Annotated in this window: 15 protein-coding genes; 8 read left to right on the top strand and 7 right to left on the bottom strand. The window is 69.9% G+C overall.

The features are described from left to right. Nucleotides 1-115: 115 nt before the first annotated feature. The 5 genes from OOK40_RS13495 to paaA are packed head-to-tail and all read right to left on the bottom strand — an operon-like array spanning nt 116 to nt 3,634. Nucleotides 116-1,171: a 2Fe-2S iron-sulfur cluster-binding protein gene (locus OOK40_RS13495; RefSeq protein WP_266480370.1), complete on the bottom strand. Its 1,056-nt coding sequence runs from the start codon at nt 1,169-1,171 to the stop codon at nt 116-118. Further along, the gene (gene paaD, locus OOK40_RS13490) at nt 1,172-1,675 is read right to left on the bottom strand and encodes a 1,2-phenylacetyl-CoA epoxidase subunit PaaD (RefSeq protein ID WP_266480367.1); all 504 of its coding nucleotides are present in this window, start codon (nt 1,673-1,675) and stop codon (nt 1,172-1,174) included. Continuing rightward, a complete protein-coding gene (gene paaC, locus OOK40_RS13485; protein WP_266480364.1) occupies nt 1,669-2,385 on the bottom strand; it encodes a 1,2-phenylacetyl-CoA epoxidase subunit PaaC in 717 nt (238 codons plus the stop codon). Before paaC ends, paaD begins: the two co-directional genes overlap by 7 nt. Further along, nucleotides 2,382-2,672 (bottom strand): 1,2-phenylacetyl-CoA epoxidase subunit PaaB, encoded by a 291-nt coding sequence (gene paaB, locus OOK40_RS13480; protein ID WP_142214685.1) that lies wholly within the window; start codon nt 2,670-2,672, stop codon nt 2,382-2,384. The genes paaC and paaB overlap by 4 nt, the downstream gene beginning before the upstream one ends. Continuing rightward, nucleotides 2,669-3,634, bottom strand: coding sequence for a 1,2-phenylacetyl-CoA epoxidase subunit PaaA (gene paaA, locus OOK40_RS13475; protein WP_266480360.1), 966 nt, complete (start codon nt 3,632-3,634; stop codon nt 2,669-2,671). The genes paaB and paaA overlap by 4 nt, the downstream gene beginning before the upstream one ends. Before the next feature lie 114 nt (nt 3,635-3,748). On the opposite strand from paaA, the gene OOK40_RS13470 reads away from it, so the two are divergent. Genes OOK40_RS13470 through OOK40_RS13460 form a run of 3 tightly spaced genes read left to right on the top strand, consistent with a single transcriptional unit; the run spans nt 3,749 to nt 6,419 of the window. Continuing rightward, entirely contained in the window at nt 3,749-4,576 is an 828-nt protein-coding gene (locus OOK40_RS13470) for a DUF5819 family protein (protein WP_266480357.1), read from the top strand. A 56-nt stretch (nt 4,577-4,632) separates the two neighbouring features. After that, nucleotides 4,633-5,769, top strand: a complete 1,137-nt coding sequence (locus OOK40_RS13465; protein ID WP_266481653.1) for an HTTM domain-containing protein — start codon at nt 4,633-4,635, stop codon at nt 5,767-5,769. Beyond that, complete coding sequence (locus OOK40_RS13460; RefSeq protein ID WP_266480354.1) at nt 5,766-6,419, top strand: TrmH family RNA methyltransferase; 654 nt, start codon at nt 5,766-5,768, stop codon at nt 6,417-6,419. The genes OOK40_RS13465 and OOK40_RS13460 overlap by 4 nt, the downstream gene beginning before the upstream one ends. Nucleotides 6,420-6,530: 111 nt before the next feature. On the opposite strand, the gene paaN is transcribed toward OOK40_RS13460, so the two are convergent. Further along, a complete protein-coding gene (gene paaN / locus OOK40_RS13455) occupies nt 6,531-8,207 on the bottom strand; it encodes a phenylacetic acid degradation protein PaaN (RefSeq protein ID WP_266480351.1) in 1,677 nt (558 codons plus the stop codon). Nucleotides 8,208-8,330: 123 nt separating this feature from the next. Here paaN and OOK40_RS13450 point away from each other — a divergent pair, with 123 nt between their 5' ends. Next, the gene (locus OOK40_RS13450) at nt 8,331-9,848 is read left to right on the top strand and encodes a 3-hydroxyacyl-CoA dehydrogenase (protein ID WP_266480347.1); all 1,518 of its coding nucleotides are present in this window, start codon (nt 8,331-8,333) and stop codon (nt 9,846-9,848) included. After that, entirely contained in the window at nt 9,845-10,438 is a 594-nt protein-coding gene (locus OOK40_RS13445; RefSeq protein ID WP_266480344.1) for a TetR/AcrR family transcriptional regulator, read from the top strand. Before OOK40_RS13450 ends, OOK40_RS13445 begins: the two co-directional genes overlap by 4 nt. 37 nt (nt 10,439-10,475) lie before the next feature. Here OOK40_RS13445 and OOK40_RS13440 read toward each other — a convergent pair whose 3' ends face one another. Next, nucleotides 10,476-10,997 (bottom strand): Lrp/AsnC family transcriptional regulator, encoded by a 522-nt coding sequence (locus OOK40_RS13440; RefSeq protein WP_266481651.1) that lies wholly within the window; start codon nt 10,995-10,997, stop codon nt 10,476-10,478. A 205-nt stretch (nt 10,998-11,202) separates the two neighbouring features. Here OOK40_RS13440 and pdhA point away from each other — a divergent pair, with 205 nt between their 5' ends. Genes pdhA through OOK40_RS13425 form a run of 3 tightly spaced genes read left to right on the top strand, consistent with a single transcriptional unit; the run spans nt 11,203 to nt 14,758 of the window. Beyond that, a complete protein-coding gene (gene pdhA, locus OOK40_RS13435; protein WP_266480341.1) occupies nt 11,203-12,342 on the top strand; it encodes a pyruvate dehydrogenase (acetyl-transferring) E1 component subunit alpha in 1,140 nt (379 codons plus the stop codon). Beyond that, the gene (locus OOK40_RS13430) at nt 12,339-13,343 is read left to right on the top strand and encodes an alpha-ketoacid dehydrogenase subunit beta (RefSeq protein ID WP_266480338.1); all 1,005 of its coding nucleotides are present in this window, start codon (nt 12,339-12,341) and stop codon (nt 13,341-13,343) included. Before pdhA ends, OOK40_RS13430 begins: the two co-directional genes overlap by 4 nt. Then, a complete protein-coding gene (locus tag OOK40_RS13425; protein ID WP_266480335.1) occupies nt 13,343-14,758 on the top strand; it encodes a dihydrolipoamide acetyltransferase family protein in 1,416 nt (471 codons plus the stop codon). Before OOK40_RS13430 ends, OOK40_RS13425 begins: the two co-directional genes overlap by 1 nt. The last annotated feature ends 70 nt before the right edge of the window (nt 14,759-14,828 follow it).

Raw genomic sequence — 14,828 nt, 5'->3', positions numbered from 1 at the left:
CCCACGCACCGGCGCTGCCTCATCCATATCTGACGGACCGTCAAGATAGAGCAGGTCCCGGAAAAAGAACACAGCGCGGGAGGACCGAGGGCGCGCCCGCTCGGCGCGCCCCGGCTCAGCGGTCGAAGTCCAGCTCCACTTCCGGCGTGGCCGGATGGGACTGGCAGGCCAGCACATAGCCCGCCTCGGTCTCCTCCTGCTCCAGCGCGAAGTTGCGGTCCATCCGCACTTCGCCCGAGACCAGGAAAGCCCTGCAGGTGCCGCAGACACCGCCCTTGCACGCGTACGGCGCGTCCGCGCGGCTCCGCAGAACCGTCTCGAGCAGCGACTCCCCTTCCCGGACGGGCCACTTGCCGGACCGGCCGTCGAGAGTCGCGGTGAGCTCGGCGTGGGCCGGGGCGCTCACCGCGGCCTTGATCGGCTCCGAGCCGTCGTCGACGTGGAAGATCTCCTCGTGGATGCGGCTGCGGTCCACCCCGAGCCCGCGCAGCGCGCGCTCGGCGCCCTGGACCAGACCGAAGGGGCCGCAGAGGAACCAGCCGTCCACGTCCGACACCGGCAGCAGCGCCGGCAGCAGCCCGGTCAGCCGCTCCTGGTCCAGCCGTCCGGACGGCAGCCCCGACTGCTGCTCCTCCCGGGAGAGCACGGTGACCAACTGCAGACGGTCGGGGAAGCGGTCCTTGAGGTCGGCGACCTCGTCCAGGAACATCGTCGAAGCCGCGGTGCGGTCGCTGCGTATCAGACAGAACCGGGCCTCCGGCTCGGTCGCCAGCAGCGTCGCCGCCATCGACAGCACCGGGGTGATGCCGCTGCCGCCGACGATCGCGGCGAAATACCCGGGGCGGGGAGCGAGGAGGAAGCGGCCCATTGGGGGCATCACCTCGACGGTATCGCCGACTGCGAGCTCCTTCAGTGCGAACGTCGAGAACTCGCCTCCGTCCACCAACCGGATGCCCACACGCAGCATCGGATCAGCGTGTCCCGGGGCGGCCGGGGCGCAGATCGAGTAGGTACGGCGGATCTCCTCGCCCTGCACCAGACGGCGCAGGGCCAGATGCTGGCCGGGGGTGTGTCGGAAGGTCTCGCGCAGCTCGGGCGGCACCTGGAAGGTGACGGCCACCGAGTCGTCCGTGAGCTGTTCGACCTCGCTCACCCGGAGCGGATGGAACATCTACAACTCCTTGAAGTGGTCGAATGGTTCGCGGCAGCTGACGCAGCGGCGCAGAGCCTTGCAGGCGGTGGAGGAGAACCTGCTCAGCAGTTCGGTGTCCGTGGAGCCGCAGTGCGGGCAGCGCACGGAGAGCGTGAGCGCCACCGGTCCCTCAGCAGCGTGCGGGCGGGGCGGTGCTATCCCGAACTCGGCGAGCTTGCGCCGCCCTTCCGCGCTGATGTCGTCCGTCGACCAGGCCGGGGAGAGAACCTTGACGACCGAGACGTCCGGCACCCCGTTCTCGTGCAGGATCTGTTCTATGTCCGAGGTCATGGTCTCGATCGCCGGGCAGCCGGTGTAGGTCGGAGTCAGTTCCACTTCGACCCTGCCGGGCCCGAGGATCTGAACCCCGCGCAGCACACCGAGCTCCTCCAGGGTCAGCACCGGCAGCTCAGGGTCCGGCACGGAGCCGGCGAGCCTGCGCAGCTCCTCCTCGAGGCGTGTGTCGGTCACGTTGGTCACCATGACGCCCCCGGGTGGCTGCGGTGCAGATGCTGCATCTCGGCCAGCATCCGCCCGAAGGACTCGGTGTGCAGACCCTGGCGGCCCGCCCCCGCGGCCCAGCCGCCCGAACGCGGCCCGTCGGGCACGGTCAGCGTCGACCGCTCCAGGACGGCGCTGACGCTCTCCAGCCAACTGGACTGCAGTGCCTGCCAGTCGATGTCGATCCCTTCGACCGGCTGGAACAACTCGCCGGTGAACCGCCACAGCGCATCGCAGGCGCGCTGCATCCGCTCATGGCTCTCGGCCGTGCCGTCGCCGAGCCGGGCCGTCCAGTGCTCGGCGTGGTCCTGGTGGTACGCGACCTCCTTGACCGCCTTCGCCGCGAGCCCGGCGAACTCGCTGTCGCCGACCGCCAGCTGCCCGTACAGCAGCCGCTGGTAGACGGAGAAGTAGAGCTGGCGGGCGATGGTGTGCGCGAAGTCGCCGTTCGGCTGCTCGACCAGCTGGAGATTGCGGAAGGCCCGCTCCTCGCGCAGATACGCCAGCTCGTCCTCGTCACCGACGAGGGAGAGCAGCACACGCGCCTGCCCCAGCAGGTCCAGTGCGATATTGGCGAGGGCGACATCCTCCTCCAGGACGGGCGCGTGGCCCGCCCACTCCCCCAGGCGGTGCGAGAGCACCAGTGCGTCGTCGCCGAGGGCGAGTGCCGCGGCGTTCACCGTGGTGCTCACAGGTGCTTCACCCCTTCCGGGATCTCGTAGAAGGTCGGGTGCCGGTAGGGCTTGTCGGCGGCCGGCTCGAAGAAGGGGTCCTTCTCGTCGGGCGAGGATGCGGTGATCGAGGTGGAGGGAACGACCCAGATCGACACGCCCTCGTTCCGCCGGGTGTACAGATCGCGGGCGTTGCGCAGGGCCATCTCCGCGTCCGGGGCGTGCAGGCTTCCCGCGTGGGTGTGGGACAGCCCGCGGCGCGAGCGGACGAAGACCTCCCACAGCGGCCAGTCGGTCGAGCTGCTCATGCCGTCGCCTCCCCGGGCTTCACGTGCTGTGCTTCATGCTTGCTTGCGTAGGCCGCGGCCGCTTCCCGGACCCAGGCACCCTCTTCGTGGGCCCTGCGCCGCTGCGTAATCCGCTGTTCGTTGCAGGGGCCGTTGCCCTTGAGGACTTCCTGGAACTCCGACCAGTCGATCGCGCCGAAGTCGTGGTGGCCCCGCTCCCCGTTCCACCGCAGGTCGGGGTCGGGGAGGGTGAGTCCGAGAGTTTCGGCCTGCGGGACGCAGATGTCCACGAAGCGCTGGCGCAGCTCGTCGTTGGAGTGCCGCTTGATCTTCCAGGCCATGGACTGCACGGAGTGCGACGACTCGTCGTCCGGCGGGCCGAACATCATCAGCGAGGGCCACCACCAGCGGTTCACCGCGTCCTGCGCCATCTCGTGCTGGGCGGGAGTGCCCCTGGAGAGGGTGAGCAGCAGCTCGTAGCCCTGGCGCTGGTGGAAGGACTCCTCCTTGCAGATCCTGACCATCGCCCGGGCGTAGGGACCGTAGGAGCAGCGGCAAAGCGGCACCTGGTTGGTGATCGCGGCGCCGTCCACCAGCCAGCCGATCGCGCCGACATCGGCCCAGGTCAGCGTCGGGTAGTTGAAGATCGAGGAGTACCTCTGGCGGCCGGCGTGGAGCTTGTCGAGCAGCTCCTCGCGGCTGGTGCCCAGGGTCTCGGCCGCGCTGTACAGATAAAGGCCGTGGCCTGCTTCGTCCTGGACCTTGGCCATCAGGATCGCCTTGCGCCGCAGCGAGGGCGCCCGGGTGATCCAGTTCGCCTCCGGCTGCATGCCGATGATCTCGGAATGGGCGTGCTGTGCCATCTGGCGCACCAGCGTCGCCCGGTAGGCGTCCGGCATCCAGTCGCGCGGTTCGATGCGCTCGTCGGCGGCTACGGCGGCGTCGAAAACCGCCTCGTACGTATCCGCAGTCACTGCCGTCATCCGGGCTCCCCTACCGACCGATCGTTCGGTTCATTGACTTCAATGGTGAGTCGACGGCCCGTAGGGTGTCAACCCTGTGGATAACTGAGGTGGACCGATGGGGATCGGGGCGGGATGGACTCCTACGAGGACGAGGACGCCAGAGGCGCCGGGGGCCTGAGCTCCGAGCCGCCTGCGGGCCACGGCCCCGAGCCCGTCCCAGCAGCCCGGCGGGTGTCGGCCGGCGGGCCCGAGCTCGCAACTCAGGCGCAGCCCACGCCCGGCCCGGGCCCTGCGCCCGGCAGGGGCATCGCGGCGCTCTCCCTCCCGTATCAAGTGGCTGCCGCCGTCTCGCTCGCGATCATCGCCGCGCTCGCCTGCATCCACCTGACCATGGTGTTTCTGCACGTCGCGCCGCCCAACACGGTGACCAAGGAGCACGGCGAAGTGGTAGACGGCTGGATCTATCCCGAGTTCGAGCAGAACTGGAAGCTCTTCGCCCCGAACCCGCTCCAGCAGAACGTCGACGTAGAGGTCATGGTCGAGTACACGGCCTCCGACGGCAGCCGCGAGAACTCCGGCTGGATCGACCTCACCGCCGATGACGGCGAGGCGATCCGCGGCAATCCCCTCCCCAGCCATGTCCAGCAGAACGAGCTGCGCAGGGCCTGGGACTTCTATGTCAATTCCCACGACAACCAGAACCGCGGCAACGGCCTGCGCGGCCAGCTCTCGGAGAGCTATGTCCGCCGCATCGTGATGACGCGGCTCGACAAGCGCGACCTTGGCGGCTCCGTCGAGCGCATCCAGCTCAGGTCGGCGACCCGCTCGGTCAAGGCCCCGGAGTGGAGCGACGAGAAGATCGACACCCGCCCCGCCTACCGCGTTCTGCCCTGGTGGACGATCACCGCGGCAGATCTGCCCGGGGGAGTCCGTAACGGTCGTGCGGAGGCGGGCCAGTGAGCGGCACTCCCGACCGCAGGGCCGCGCGCGCCGTCCAGCGCATCACCTCCACGGCCATGGGCCCGTACCAGAGCGCCGTCATCCGGATCGGCTTCGCCGCCACCTGGCTGCTCTTCCTGCTGCGCGAGCTGCCCAACCGCCATGAGATGTACGGCCCCAACGGCTCCTGGAGCTGGGACATGGCGCGGCAGCTCATCGCGGGCAATGACGCCTTTACCGCGTTGATGTGGGCGGACAACACCCTCTGGTTCGAGGTCGTGTACGGCCTCGCCGTGCTCTCCAGCGCGCTGCTGATGCTCGGCTGGCGGACCCGCACCATGTCCGTGCTCTTCATGATCGGCGTGCTCTCGCTGCAGAATCGCTCCATCTTCATGGGCGACGGCGGGGACAACGTCATCCACCTGATGGCGATCTATCTGGTCCTGACACGCTGCGGACAGGTCTGGTCCCTGGACGCGCGGCGCGCGGCACGAGCCGCCCCGGATGTGCGGGGTGTATCACCGCGTGACCGGGTCGGCCCGGCACTGTGGGCCGTGCTGGGATTCGCCCTGGTGATAGCCACCTTCCTGAACCAGACCGGCTGGTACGTCCTGCTCCTTGTCTGGGGACTCTGGGTGGGACAGGGCCTGTGGTGGATGGCCGTCCGGTACGCGCCGAACAGCGAACCGCGCGCCCTCCTGGACGTTCTGGCCAACCTCGCGCACAACGCCGCCCTCGTCGTGATCATGGCTGAGGTCTGTGTGATCTACGCCACCGCCGGCTGGTACAAGATCCAGGGCTCGCGCTGGCAGGACGGAACCGCGCTGTACTACCCGCTCAAGCTCGACTACTTCACGCCCTGGCCGGCCCTTTCGGACCTTCTGGCCTCCGGCGGCGTGATGGTGATGGTGCTGACCTATGGCACGGTCATCGTGCAGGTCGCCTTCCCCTTCACGCTCTTCAACCGGCGCGTCAAGAACGTCCTGCTCGTGGCCATGATGATGGAGCACGCGGCGATCGCCGTGCTGCTGGGGCTGCCGTTCTTCTCGCTGGCGATGATCGCCGCCGACGCTGTCTTTCTGCCGACCAGCTTCCTGGTCCGGCTCGGCGGGTGGACGGCGCGCGGCAGGGACCGGCTGTTCTCCCGGGCGGGCGGGGTGGGGACCGAGCAGCGGCGGGGGAGTCAGGACCAGCCCCGTACGCTCGTTGGGTGAGCACCACCGAAGAACCGATTCAGTACGACGACGCCTACAGCCCCGAGGTCGGCGTCGGGCCGCATCCCCTGCCCTGGCCGCAGGACGAGTGCTACGACCCCTCCCTGCTGGCAGAGGGCGACCGGCGCAATGTGGTCGACCACTACCGGTACTGGACGCGCGAGGCGATCGTCGCCGATCTGGACACACGACGGCACGGTTTCCATGTGGCAGTGGAGAACTGGGGCCACGACTTCAACATCGGTTCGGTGGTGCGCACCGCCAATGCGTTCCTCGCCCAGGAGATCCACATCGTGGGCCGGCGGCGCTGGAATCGGCGCGGTGCCATGGTCACCGACCGCTATCAGCATGTGCGCCATCACCCGGACACGGCCTCACTGACCGCGTGGGCCGCCGAGGAAGACCTGCCGATCATCGGGATCGACAATCTGCCCGGGGCGGTGCCGCTGGAGCGGACCGAGCTGCCACGGCGGTGCGTTCTGCTCTTCGGTCAGGAGGGTCCCGGGCTGACGGAGGAGGCGCGCAAGCACGCGAGCATGGTCTGCTCGATCGCGCAGTTCGGCTCGACGCGGTCGATCAACGCGGGAGCGGCGGCCGCGATCGCGATGCATGCCTGGGTAGAGCGCTACGCGGAGATCAACACTCCGTAGTGCTCCGCCGAGGCCGATCCGGCAGGCCTTGAACCGAGGACCGCGCACCGCCGTGACCCTTTGCAAGGCCGTGACCCGTACGTCCCACGGGTCACGGCCTGCTCAGGAGCTTCAGGCCTGGCGCCGGACCTCCACCACACGGAAGCGGTTCGAGACGAACGCTCCGTCGCACAGGGCCGCGTTCGCCGCCGGGTTGCCACCCGAGCCGTGGAAGTCGGAGAACGCCGCCGTCTGGTTGACGTACACCCCGCCCGTCAGGTTCAGGGAGAGCTGCGCCGACTCGTCCAGGCAGACGTCCTCGATCGCGCGCTCGGTCTCTTCCGAGGTCGTGTACGCGCCGACCGTCATCGCGCCCTTCTCACGGACCGTGCGCCGCAGCAGCTCCAGGGCGTCGGCCGTCGAGTCCACGGCGACCGCGAAGGACACCGGGCCGAAGCACTCCGAGAGGAACACGGCATCCGCGTCGGTTCCCTCCCAGAGCTTCCGGGCGCCGTCGAGCTTGACGATGACCGGCGTACGGACGACCGCGTCCGGGAACTCCGGGTTGGCGATCTTCCGTGAGGGCAGAGCCACCTCGCCCAGTCCGGCCGCCGCGTCCAGGCGCGCCTTCACATCTGGGTTGACCAGCGCGCCCAGCAGGGCGTTCGCCCGGGCGTCGTCGCCGAGCAGGCCGCCCACGGAGGCCGCGAGGTCGGTGACGACCTCGTCGTAGGACTTGGGGCCCACGTCCGTGGTGATGCCGTCCCTCGGGATCAGGAAGTTCTGCGGGGTGGTGCACATCTGGCCGCTGTACAGGGACAGCGAGAAGGCCAGGTTGGACAGCATCCCCTTGTAGTTGTCGGTGGAGTCGACAACGACCGTGTTGACGCCGGCCTTCTCGGTGTAGACCTGCGCCTGGCGGGCGTTCTCCTCCAGCCAGTCACCGAAGGCGGTGGATCCGGTGTAGTCGATGATCTTGATCTCGGGGCGGACGGCCAGGGTCTTGGCGATGCCCTCGCCCGGTTGCTCGACTGCCAGAGCGACCAGATTCGGATCGAAGCCCGCCTCGGCGAGCACCTCGCGGGCCACGCGCACTGTGAGCGCGAGCGGCAGCACCGCGCGGGGGTGCGGCTTGACCAGCACGGGATTGCCGGTGGCCAGGGAGGCGAAAAGCCCCGGGTAGCCGTTCCACGTCGGGAAGGTGTTGCAGCCGACCAGCAGGGAGATGCCGCGGCCGGCCGTCGTGAAGGTCTTCCGCAGCTCCAGGGGGTCGCGCTTGCCCTGAGGCTTGGACCAGTCGGCTGCCGCGGGGGTGCGGGTCTGCTCCTCGTAGGCGTACGCCACGGCCTCCAGGCCGCGGTCCTGGGCGTGCGGTCCGCCCGCCTGGAACGCCATCATGAAGGCCTGCCCGCTGGTGTGCATCACCGCGTGCGCGAACTCATGGGTGCGGGCACTGATCCGCGAGAGGATCTCCAGGCAGACCAGGGCACGGGTCTCCGGCCCGGCCTCGCGCCAGGCGGTCATGCCCGCGCGCATCGCCGGCAGCAGGACGTCCAGATCCGGGTGCGGGTAACCGATACCCAACTCCGGGCCGTACGGCGAGACTTCGCCGCCGGTCCAGCCGTCTGTGCCCGGCTGGTCCAGCTCGAAGCGGTTGTTGCGCAGGGCCTCGAACGCGGCGAGGCCGTCGGCCGGCGCGCTCTCTCCGTACGCCTTGGGGTGCTCGGCGTGCGGCGACCAGTAAGCGCGCGTGCGAATCGCCTCGAGGGCCTGGTCGAGCGTGGGCCGGTGGGTCTCGGTCAGCTGCATGAAGGACCAACTCCTCGTCGAGCTGGGCAGGGAAGGAATGACAGAGTTAGAGTAACCGAACGATCGGTCGGTACAAGGGGGCCTGGCAAACCTGTGGACAACTCATCGGGGAGGATCACTCCCATGACCGCCATCGATCAGAGCCGGACCGTCGCCGTGGTCGGCACCGGCACCATGGGGCAGGGCATCGCGCAGGTCGCCCTCGTCGCAGGCCACCCCGTGCGTCTTTACGACGCCGTCCCCGGACGGGCGGGCGAGGCGGCGGACGCCATCGGCGCGCGCCTCGACCGGCTGGTCGAGAAGGGCCGGATGGACGCGGCCGCCAGGGATGCGGCCCGCGCCGGGCTGCACGCCGCGGCGGAACTGGCCGAGCTGGCCGACGCCGCGCTGGTCGTCGAGGCGGTCCTCGAACAACTCCCGGTCAAGCAGGACCTGTTCACGGCGCTCGAGGAGATCGTCGCCGACGACTGCGTACTGGCCACCAACACCTCCTCACTCTCGGTGACCGCCATCGCGGGCGCTCTCAGGAACCCGGGCCGTTTCGTCGGCCTGCACTTCTTCAATCCGGCGCCGCTGCTTCCGCTGGTCGAGGTGGTCAGCGGCTTCGCCACCGAGGAAGCGGCCGCCACGCGCGCGTACGAAACGGCGAAGGCCTGGGGCAAGACCCCGGTGCGCTGCACCGACACCCCCGGTTTCATCGTCAACCGCATTGCCCGGCCCTTCTACGCCGAGGCCTTCGCGGTGTACGAGGAGCGCGGCGCCGATCCGGCCACCATCGACGCGGTGCTGCGCGAGAGCGGCGGCTTCCGGATGGGGCCCTTCGAGCTGACCGACCTGATCGGCCAGGACGTCAATGAGGCCGTGACCCGTTCGGTCTGGGAGTCCTTCTTCCAGAGTCCCAAGTTCACGCCGTCGCTCGCCCAGCGCCGGCTCGTCGAGTCGGGCCTGCACGGGCGCAAGAGCGGCCGCGGCTGGTTCTCGTACGAGGAAGGCGTCCCGCGCCCCGAGCCGCACACCGCACCGGCCACCGAGCCGCCGTCCCACATCACCGTGGAGGGCGGCCTCGGGCCCGCCGGGGAGCTGCTCGGGATGATCCGGGAGGCGGGCATCAGCGTCCGCGAGGCGGATGAGGACCAGGGCACCAGGATCGTGCTGCCCAGCGGCGGACAGCTGGTGCTCGCCGACGGGCAGACCTCGGCGGAGTTCCGCGATGTCGTCTACTTCGACCTCGCCCTCGACTACCGGACAGCGACCCGGATCGCGCTCTCCGCCTCCGAGGTCACCGGCTGGGAGACGCTCAGGCAGTCGATCGGCCTCTTCCAGGCTCTCGGCAAGAAGGTCAGCGTCATCGGGGATGTCCCCGGGATGATCGTGGCCCGTACGGTCGCGATGCTCGTGGATCTCGCCGCCGACGCCGTAGCCAAGGGAGTCGCCACCCCTCAGGACATCGACACGGCGATGCGGCTCGGCGTCAACTATCCGCTGGGGCCGGTCGAATGGGGCCGCCGGCTCGGCCGCTCCTGGGCTCACGAGCTGCTGGACGAGCTCCACGCGCGCGTGCCCACCGGGCGCTATGCCCCATCCCTGGGGCTCTACCGGCAGTCGTACGTGCGGCTGGAGAAGGACGAGGCAGGCACATGACCACGGCCAAGCGGGACACCTACACGCCGGAGACGCTGCTGACCGTCGCAGTCCGGATCTTCAACGAGCGCGGCTATGACGGCACCTCCATGGAGCATCTTTCCAAGGCGGCGGGCATCTCCAAGTCCTCGATATACCACCATGTGGCGGGCAAGGAGGAGCTGCTGCGCCGGGCCGTCAGCCGGGCGCTCGACGCCCTCTTCGTGGTCCTCGACGAGCCGGGGGCGCTGCGTGGACGAGCCATCGAGCGGGTCGAGTACGTCACCCGGCGCACCGTAGAGGTGCTGATGGCCGAGCTGCCCTATGTGACCTTGCTGCTGCGCGTACGGGGCAACACGAAGACCGAGCGGTGGGCCATGGAGCGGCGCCGCGAGTTCGACCAGCGGGTGGCCGATCTGCTCAAGGCCGCCGCGGCCGACGGCGATCTCCGTGCGGACATGGAGATCCGGCTGGCGACCAGGCTCCTCTTCGGCATGGTGAACTCGCTGGTCGAGTGGTACCGCCCGCATCCCGGCAGCGGCTATGAGGGCGAAGAGGTCGCCGAGGCGGTCGTGAGGCTCGCCTTCGACGGCCTGCGTACGGACTCCTAGAGCTACAGGCCTCCGGAGCTGCACGACAGGGCCGGGTCTACTGCAGCGGTTCCACGTCCGGTGGCGCGCCTGAACCGGGCCCCGGGTCGAGATCCGTCTCCTCGAAGACCAGCAGGGTGCGCGTGGACAGCACTTCCGGGATGGACTGGAGCCGGGTCAGGACGAGCTCGCGCAGCGTGCGGTTGTCCGGGGTGTGGACAAGGAGCAGTACGTCGAAATCGCCGCTGACCAGAGCGATGTGGGCGGCTCCGGGCAGCGCCTGCAGCTGCTCGCGCACCGTGCGCCAGGTGTTCTGCACGATCTTGAGCGTGATGTAGGCGGAGGCACCCTGACCTGCGCGCTCGTGGTTCACCCGGGCGCTGAAGCCGCGTATCACGCCGTCGTCGATGAGCCTGTTGATACGTGCGTACGCGTTGGCGCGCGAGACATGCACACGCTCGGCCACGGAGCGTATCGAGGCGCGGCCGTCGGTCTGGAGGATCCGAAGGATGTCCCGGTCGATGGGGTCGAGGGGCCGCGCCGGAGTGGTCTGCTCCGTCCGGTCCCCGCCCTCGGCCATTTGTTCAGCTGCCATATCCCCCCGCCTTCTCAGCATGGACGACCTGTCTCCATCTCAGGCTGTGGAGAACCGTTTGTCCACAGGCTGAAGGTGCCTGTAGCCAAAATGCGTCCACGACCGAACAATCGGTAGGGAGGCGGGCCACACTGTCGTGCCGCTTCGTCGTCGCTCCCGTGAGGAGGTGCTCGCCTTGAGGAAGAGCAGCATGACGGTCCAGGAGCTGCCCGGTGGCGCTGCCGCCTACCGGCCCACCCCGCCGCCGGCGTGGAAGCCCCGTACCGACCCCGCACCCCTGCTCCCGGACCCGGAGCCGTACCGCGTGCTCGGCACGGACGCCGCCGCCGGTGCCGACCCCGAGCTGCTGCTGCGGCTGTACGCGGAGCTGGTGCGCGGCCGCAGGTACAACGCCCAGGCGACCGCCCTGACCAAGCAGGGCCGGCTTGCCGTCTACCCGTCGAGCACCGGGCAGGAGGCGTGCGAGGTGGCGGCGGCGCTGGCGCTCGAGGAGCGGGACTGGCTCTTCCCCAGCTACCGCGACACCCTCGCGGCCGTGGCACGCGGGCTCGACCCCGTACAGGCACTGACGCTGCTGCGCGGTGACTGGCACACCGGATACGACCCGCACGAGCACCGCATAGCGCCCCTGTGCACCCCGCTCGCCACCCAGCTGCCGCATGCGGTGGGACTGGCGCACGCCGCCAGGCTCAAGGGCGACGACGTCGTCGCGCTCGCCATGGTCGGCGACGGCGGCACCAGCGAGGGCGACTTCCACGAGGCACTGAACTTCGCCGCCGTGTGGCAGGCCCCGGTCGTCTTCCTGGTCCAGAACAACGGCTTCGCGATCTCGGTACCGCTGGCCAAGCAGACGGCCGCGCCCTCGCTCGCCCACAAGGCCGTGGGATACGGAATGCCCGGCCGACTCGTCGACGGCAACGACGCGGCCGCGGTGCACGAGGTGCTCGCCGATGCCGTGGCCAGGGCCCGGCGCGGCGGCGGTCCGACGCTGATCGAGGCCGTGACGTACCGCATGGACGCCCACACGAACGCCGACGACGCGACCCGCTACCGGGTCGAGAGCGAGGTCGAGGCCTGGCGTGCGCACGATCCGATCCGGCTGCTGGAGCGGGAGTTGACCGAGCGAGGACTGCTTGACGAGGACGGCATACGGGCGGCTGCCGACGCCGCCGAGACGATGGCCGCTCAGCTGCGCGAGGGGATGAACGCCGACCCGGTGCTCGACCCCATGGACCTCTTCGCGCATGTCTACGCCGAGCAGACCAGCCAGCTGCGGGAGCAGGCCGCGCAGCTGCGGGCCGAGCTCGACGCCGAGGGAGAAGCGCGATGACCACGGCAGCGGTGAAGCCGGCCTCGATGGCGCAGGCCCTTCAGCGGGCGATGCGGGACGCGATGGCCGAGGACCCGACCGTCCATGTGATGGGGGAGGACGTCGGCACGCTCGGCGGAGTCTTCCGGGTCACGGACGGGCTGGCCAAGGAGTTCGGCGAGGACCGCTGTACGGACACACCGCTCGCCGAGGCGGGCATCCTCGGCACGGCCGTCGGCATGGCGATGTACGGGCTGCGGCCGGTGGTCGAGATGCAGTTCGACGCCTTCGCCTACCCGGCGTTCGAGCAGCTGATCAGCCATGTCGCGCGGATGCGGAACCGGACCCGGGGCGGGATGCCGCTGCCGATCACCGTGCGCGTGCCGTACGGCGGCGGAATCGGCGGCGTCGAGCACCACAGTGACTCGTCCGAGGCCTACTACATGGCGACTCCGGGACTCCACGTCGTCACGCCCGCGACCGTCGACGATGCGTACGGGCTGCTGAGGGCCGCGATCGCCTCCGACGACCCGGTGGTCTTCCTGGAGCCCAAGCGGCTGTACTGGTCGAAGGCCCAGTGGTCGCCCGAAGCGCCGTCCGCGGTGGAGCCGATAGGACGCGCCGTGGTGCGCCGGCCGGGGCGCAGCGCCACGCTGATCACGTACGGGCCCTCCGTGCCGGTCTGTATGGAGGCTGCCGAAGCAGCCGCGACCGAGGACTGGGACCTGGAAGTCGTCGATCTGCGCTCGCTGGTGCCCTTCGACGACGAGACTGTCTGCGCGTCCGTGCGGCGCACGGGACGGGCGGTCGTCGTCCATGAGTCCACCGGTTTCGGCGGCCCTGGAGGAGAGATCGCCGCGCGGGTGACGGAGCGCTGCTTCCACCATCTGGAGGCTCCGGTGCTGCGCGTGGCCGGTTTCGACATTCCGTATCCGCCGCCGATGCTGGAGCGGCACCATCTGCCGGGAGTGGACCGGGTTCTGGACGCGGTGGCGCGGCTGCAGTGGGAGGCGGGGAGCTGATGGCTCAGGTGCTCGAATTCAAGCTTCCGGACCTCGGTGAGGGCCTGACCGAGGCGGAGATCGTGCGCTGGCTGGTGGCGGTGGGCGACGTTGTCGCGATCGACCAGCCGGTCGTCGAGGTCGAGACGGCCAAGGCGATGGTGGAGGTGCCGTGTCCCTACGGGGGCGTGGTGACCGCGCGTTTCGGCGAGGAGGGCACGGAACTTCCCGTCGGGGCACCGCTGTTGACGGTTGCGGTGGGGGCGGCGGACCTGAGCGGGGTCGGCGGTAACGGCTCCTCCGGCTCGTCCCGTACCGCTGAGGCCGCCGGTTCTGCCGGAGCCGCGGAGGAGTCTTCGGGCAATGTGCTCGTCGGCTACGGGACGGGTGCGCCCGCGGCCCGTCGCCGGCGGATACGGCCTGCCGGGCCCCTCGCGTCCGTGCCGACGGCGCCGGCTCCCGCGCCCGCTCCCACGTCCGCTCCGGCTCCTGCCGCTGCTCCGGCGCCCGAGCGCCGGCCGGTCGGTGCGGTGGCGGTCGATGAGGCCGTGCCGAGCGGGCCTGTGCCCGTCATCTCGCCGCTCGTCCGCCGTCTTGCCCGTGAACATGGCGTCGATCTGCGCGCGTTGGCCGGTTCCGGGCCTGACGGCCTGATCCTGCGCGCCGACGTCGAGTACGCGATGCGGGCCGCAGAGGCACCGGCCGCGCCCGCCCCTGTCGCCGCAGCCCCCGCCTCCGCCGTGACGCGCGGCGAGCGGATTCCGCTGCGCGGCGTACGCGGAGCCGTGGCCGACAAGCTGTCCCGCAGCCGGCGCGAAATACCGGACGCCACGTGCTGGGTCGATGCGGACGCGACCGAGCTGATGGCCGCGCGGGCCTCGATGAACGCGGCGGGCGGTCCGAAGATCTCGCTGCTGGCGCTGCTCGCCCGGATCTGTACGGCCGCGCTCGCCCGCCACCCGGAGCTCAACTCCACGGTGGACATGGATGCCAGGGAGATCGTGCGGCTTCCCGAAGTGCATCTGGGCTTCGCGGCGCAGACCGAGCGTGGCCTGGTCGTTCCGGTCGTACGGAATGCGCACAGCCGCTCGGCCGAGTCGCTGAGCGCTGAGTTCGCGCGGCTGACGGAGGCGGCGCGGCAGGGGACGCTGACTCCGGCCGATCTGACGGGCGGGACGTTCACCCTGAACAACTACGGGGTGTTCGGTGTCGACGGCTCCACGCCGATCATCAACCACCCGGAGGCGGCGATGCTCGGGGTGGGCCGGATCGTGCCGAAGCCGTGGGTGCACCAGGGCGAGCTGGCCGTACGCCAGGTCGTGCAGCTCTCGTTCACCTTCGACCACCGGGTGTGTGACGGCGGCACCGCAGGCGGCTTCCTGCGCTATGTCGCCGACTGCGTCGAGCACCCGTCGGTGCTGCTGCGCAGCCTGTAGCGACAGCCGTACGTCGGTCCTGGGCACGCCCCAGAAAACAGGAGAGATCACTCGGGGCTGCCCGCCCAGA

It is taken from the genome of Streptomyces sp. NBC_01481 (assembly GCF_026339995.1).
GTDB lineage: Bacteria > Actinomycetota > Actinomycetes > Streptomycetales > Streptomycetaceae > Streptomyces.
Note: the sequence above shows the minus strand (reverse complement) of the source record. Positions and strands in the feature narration are given on the sequence as shown.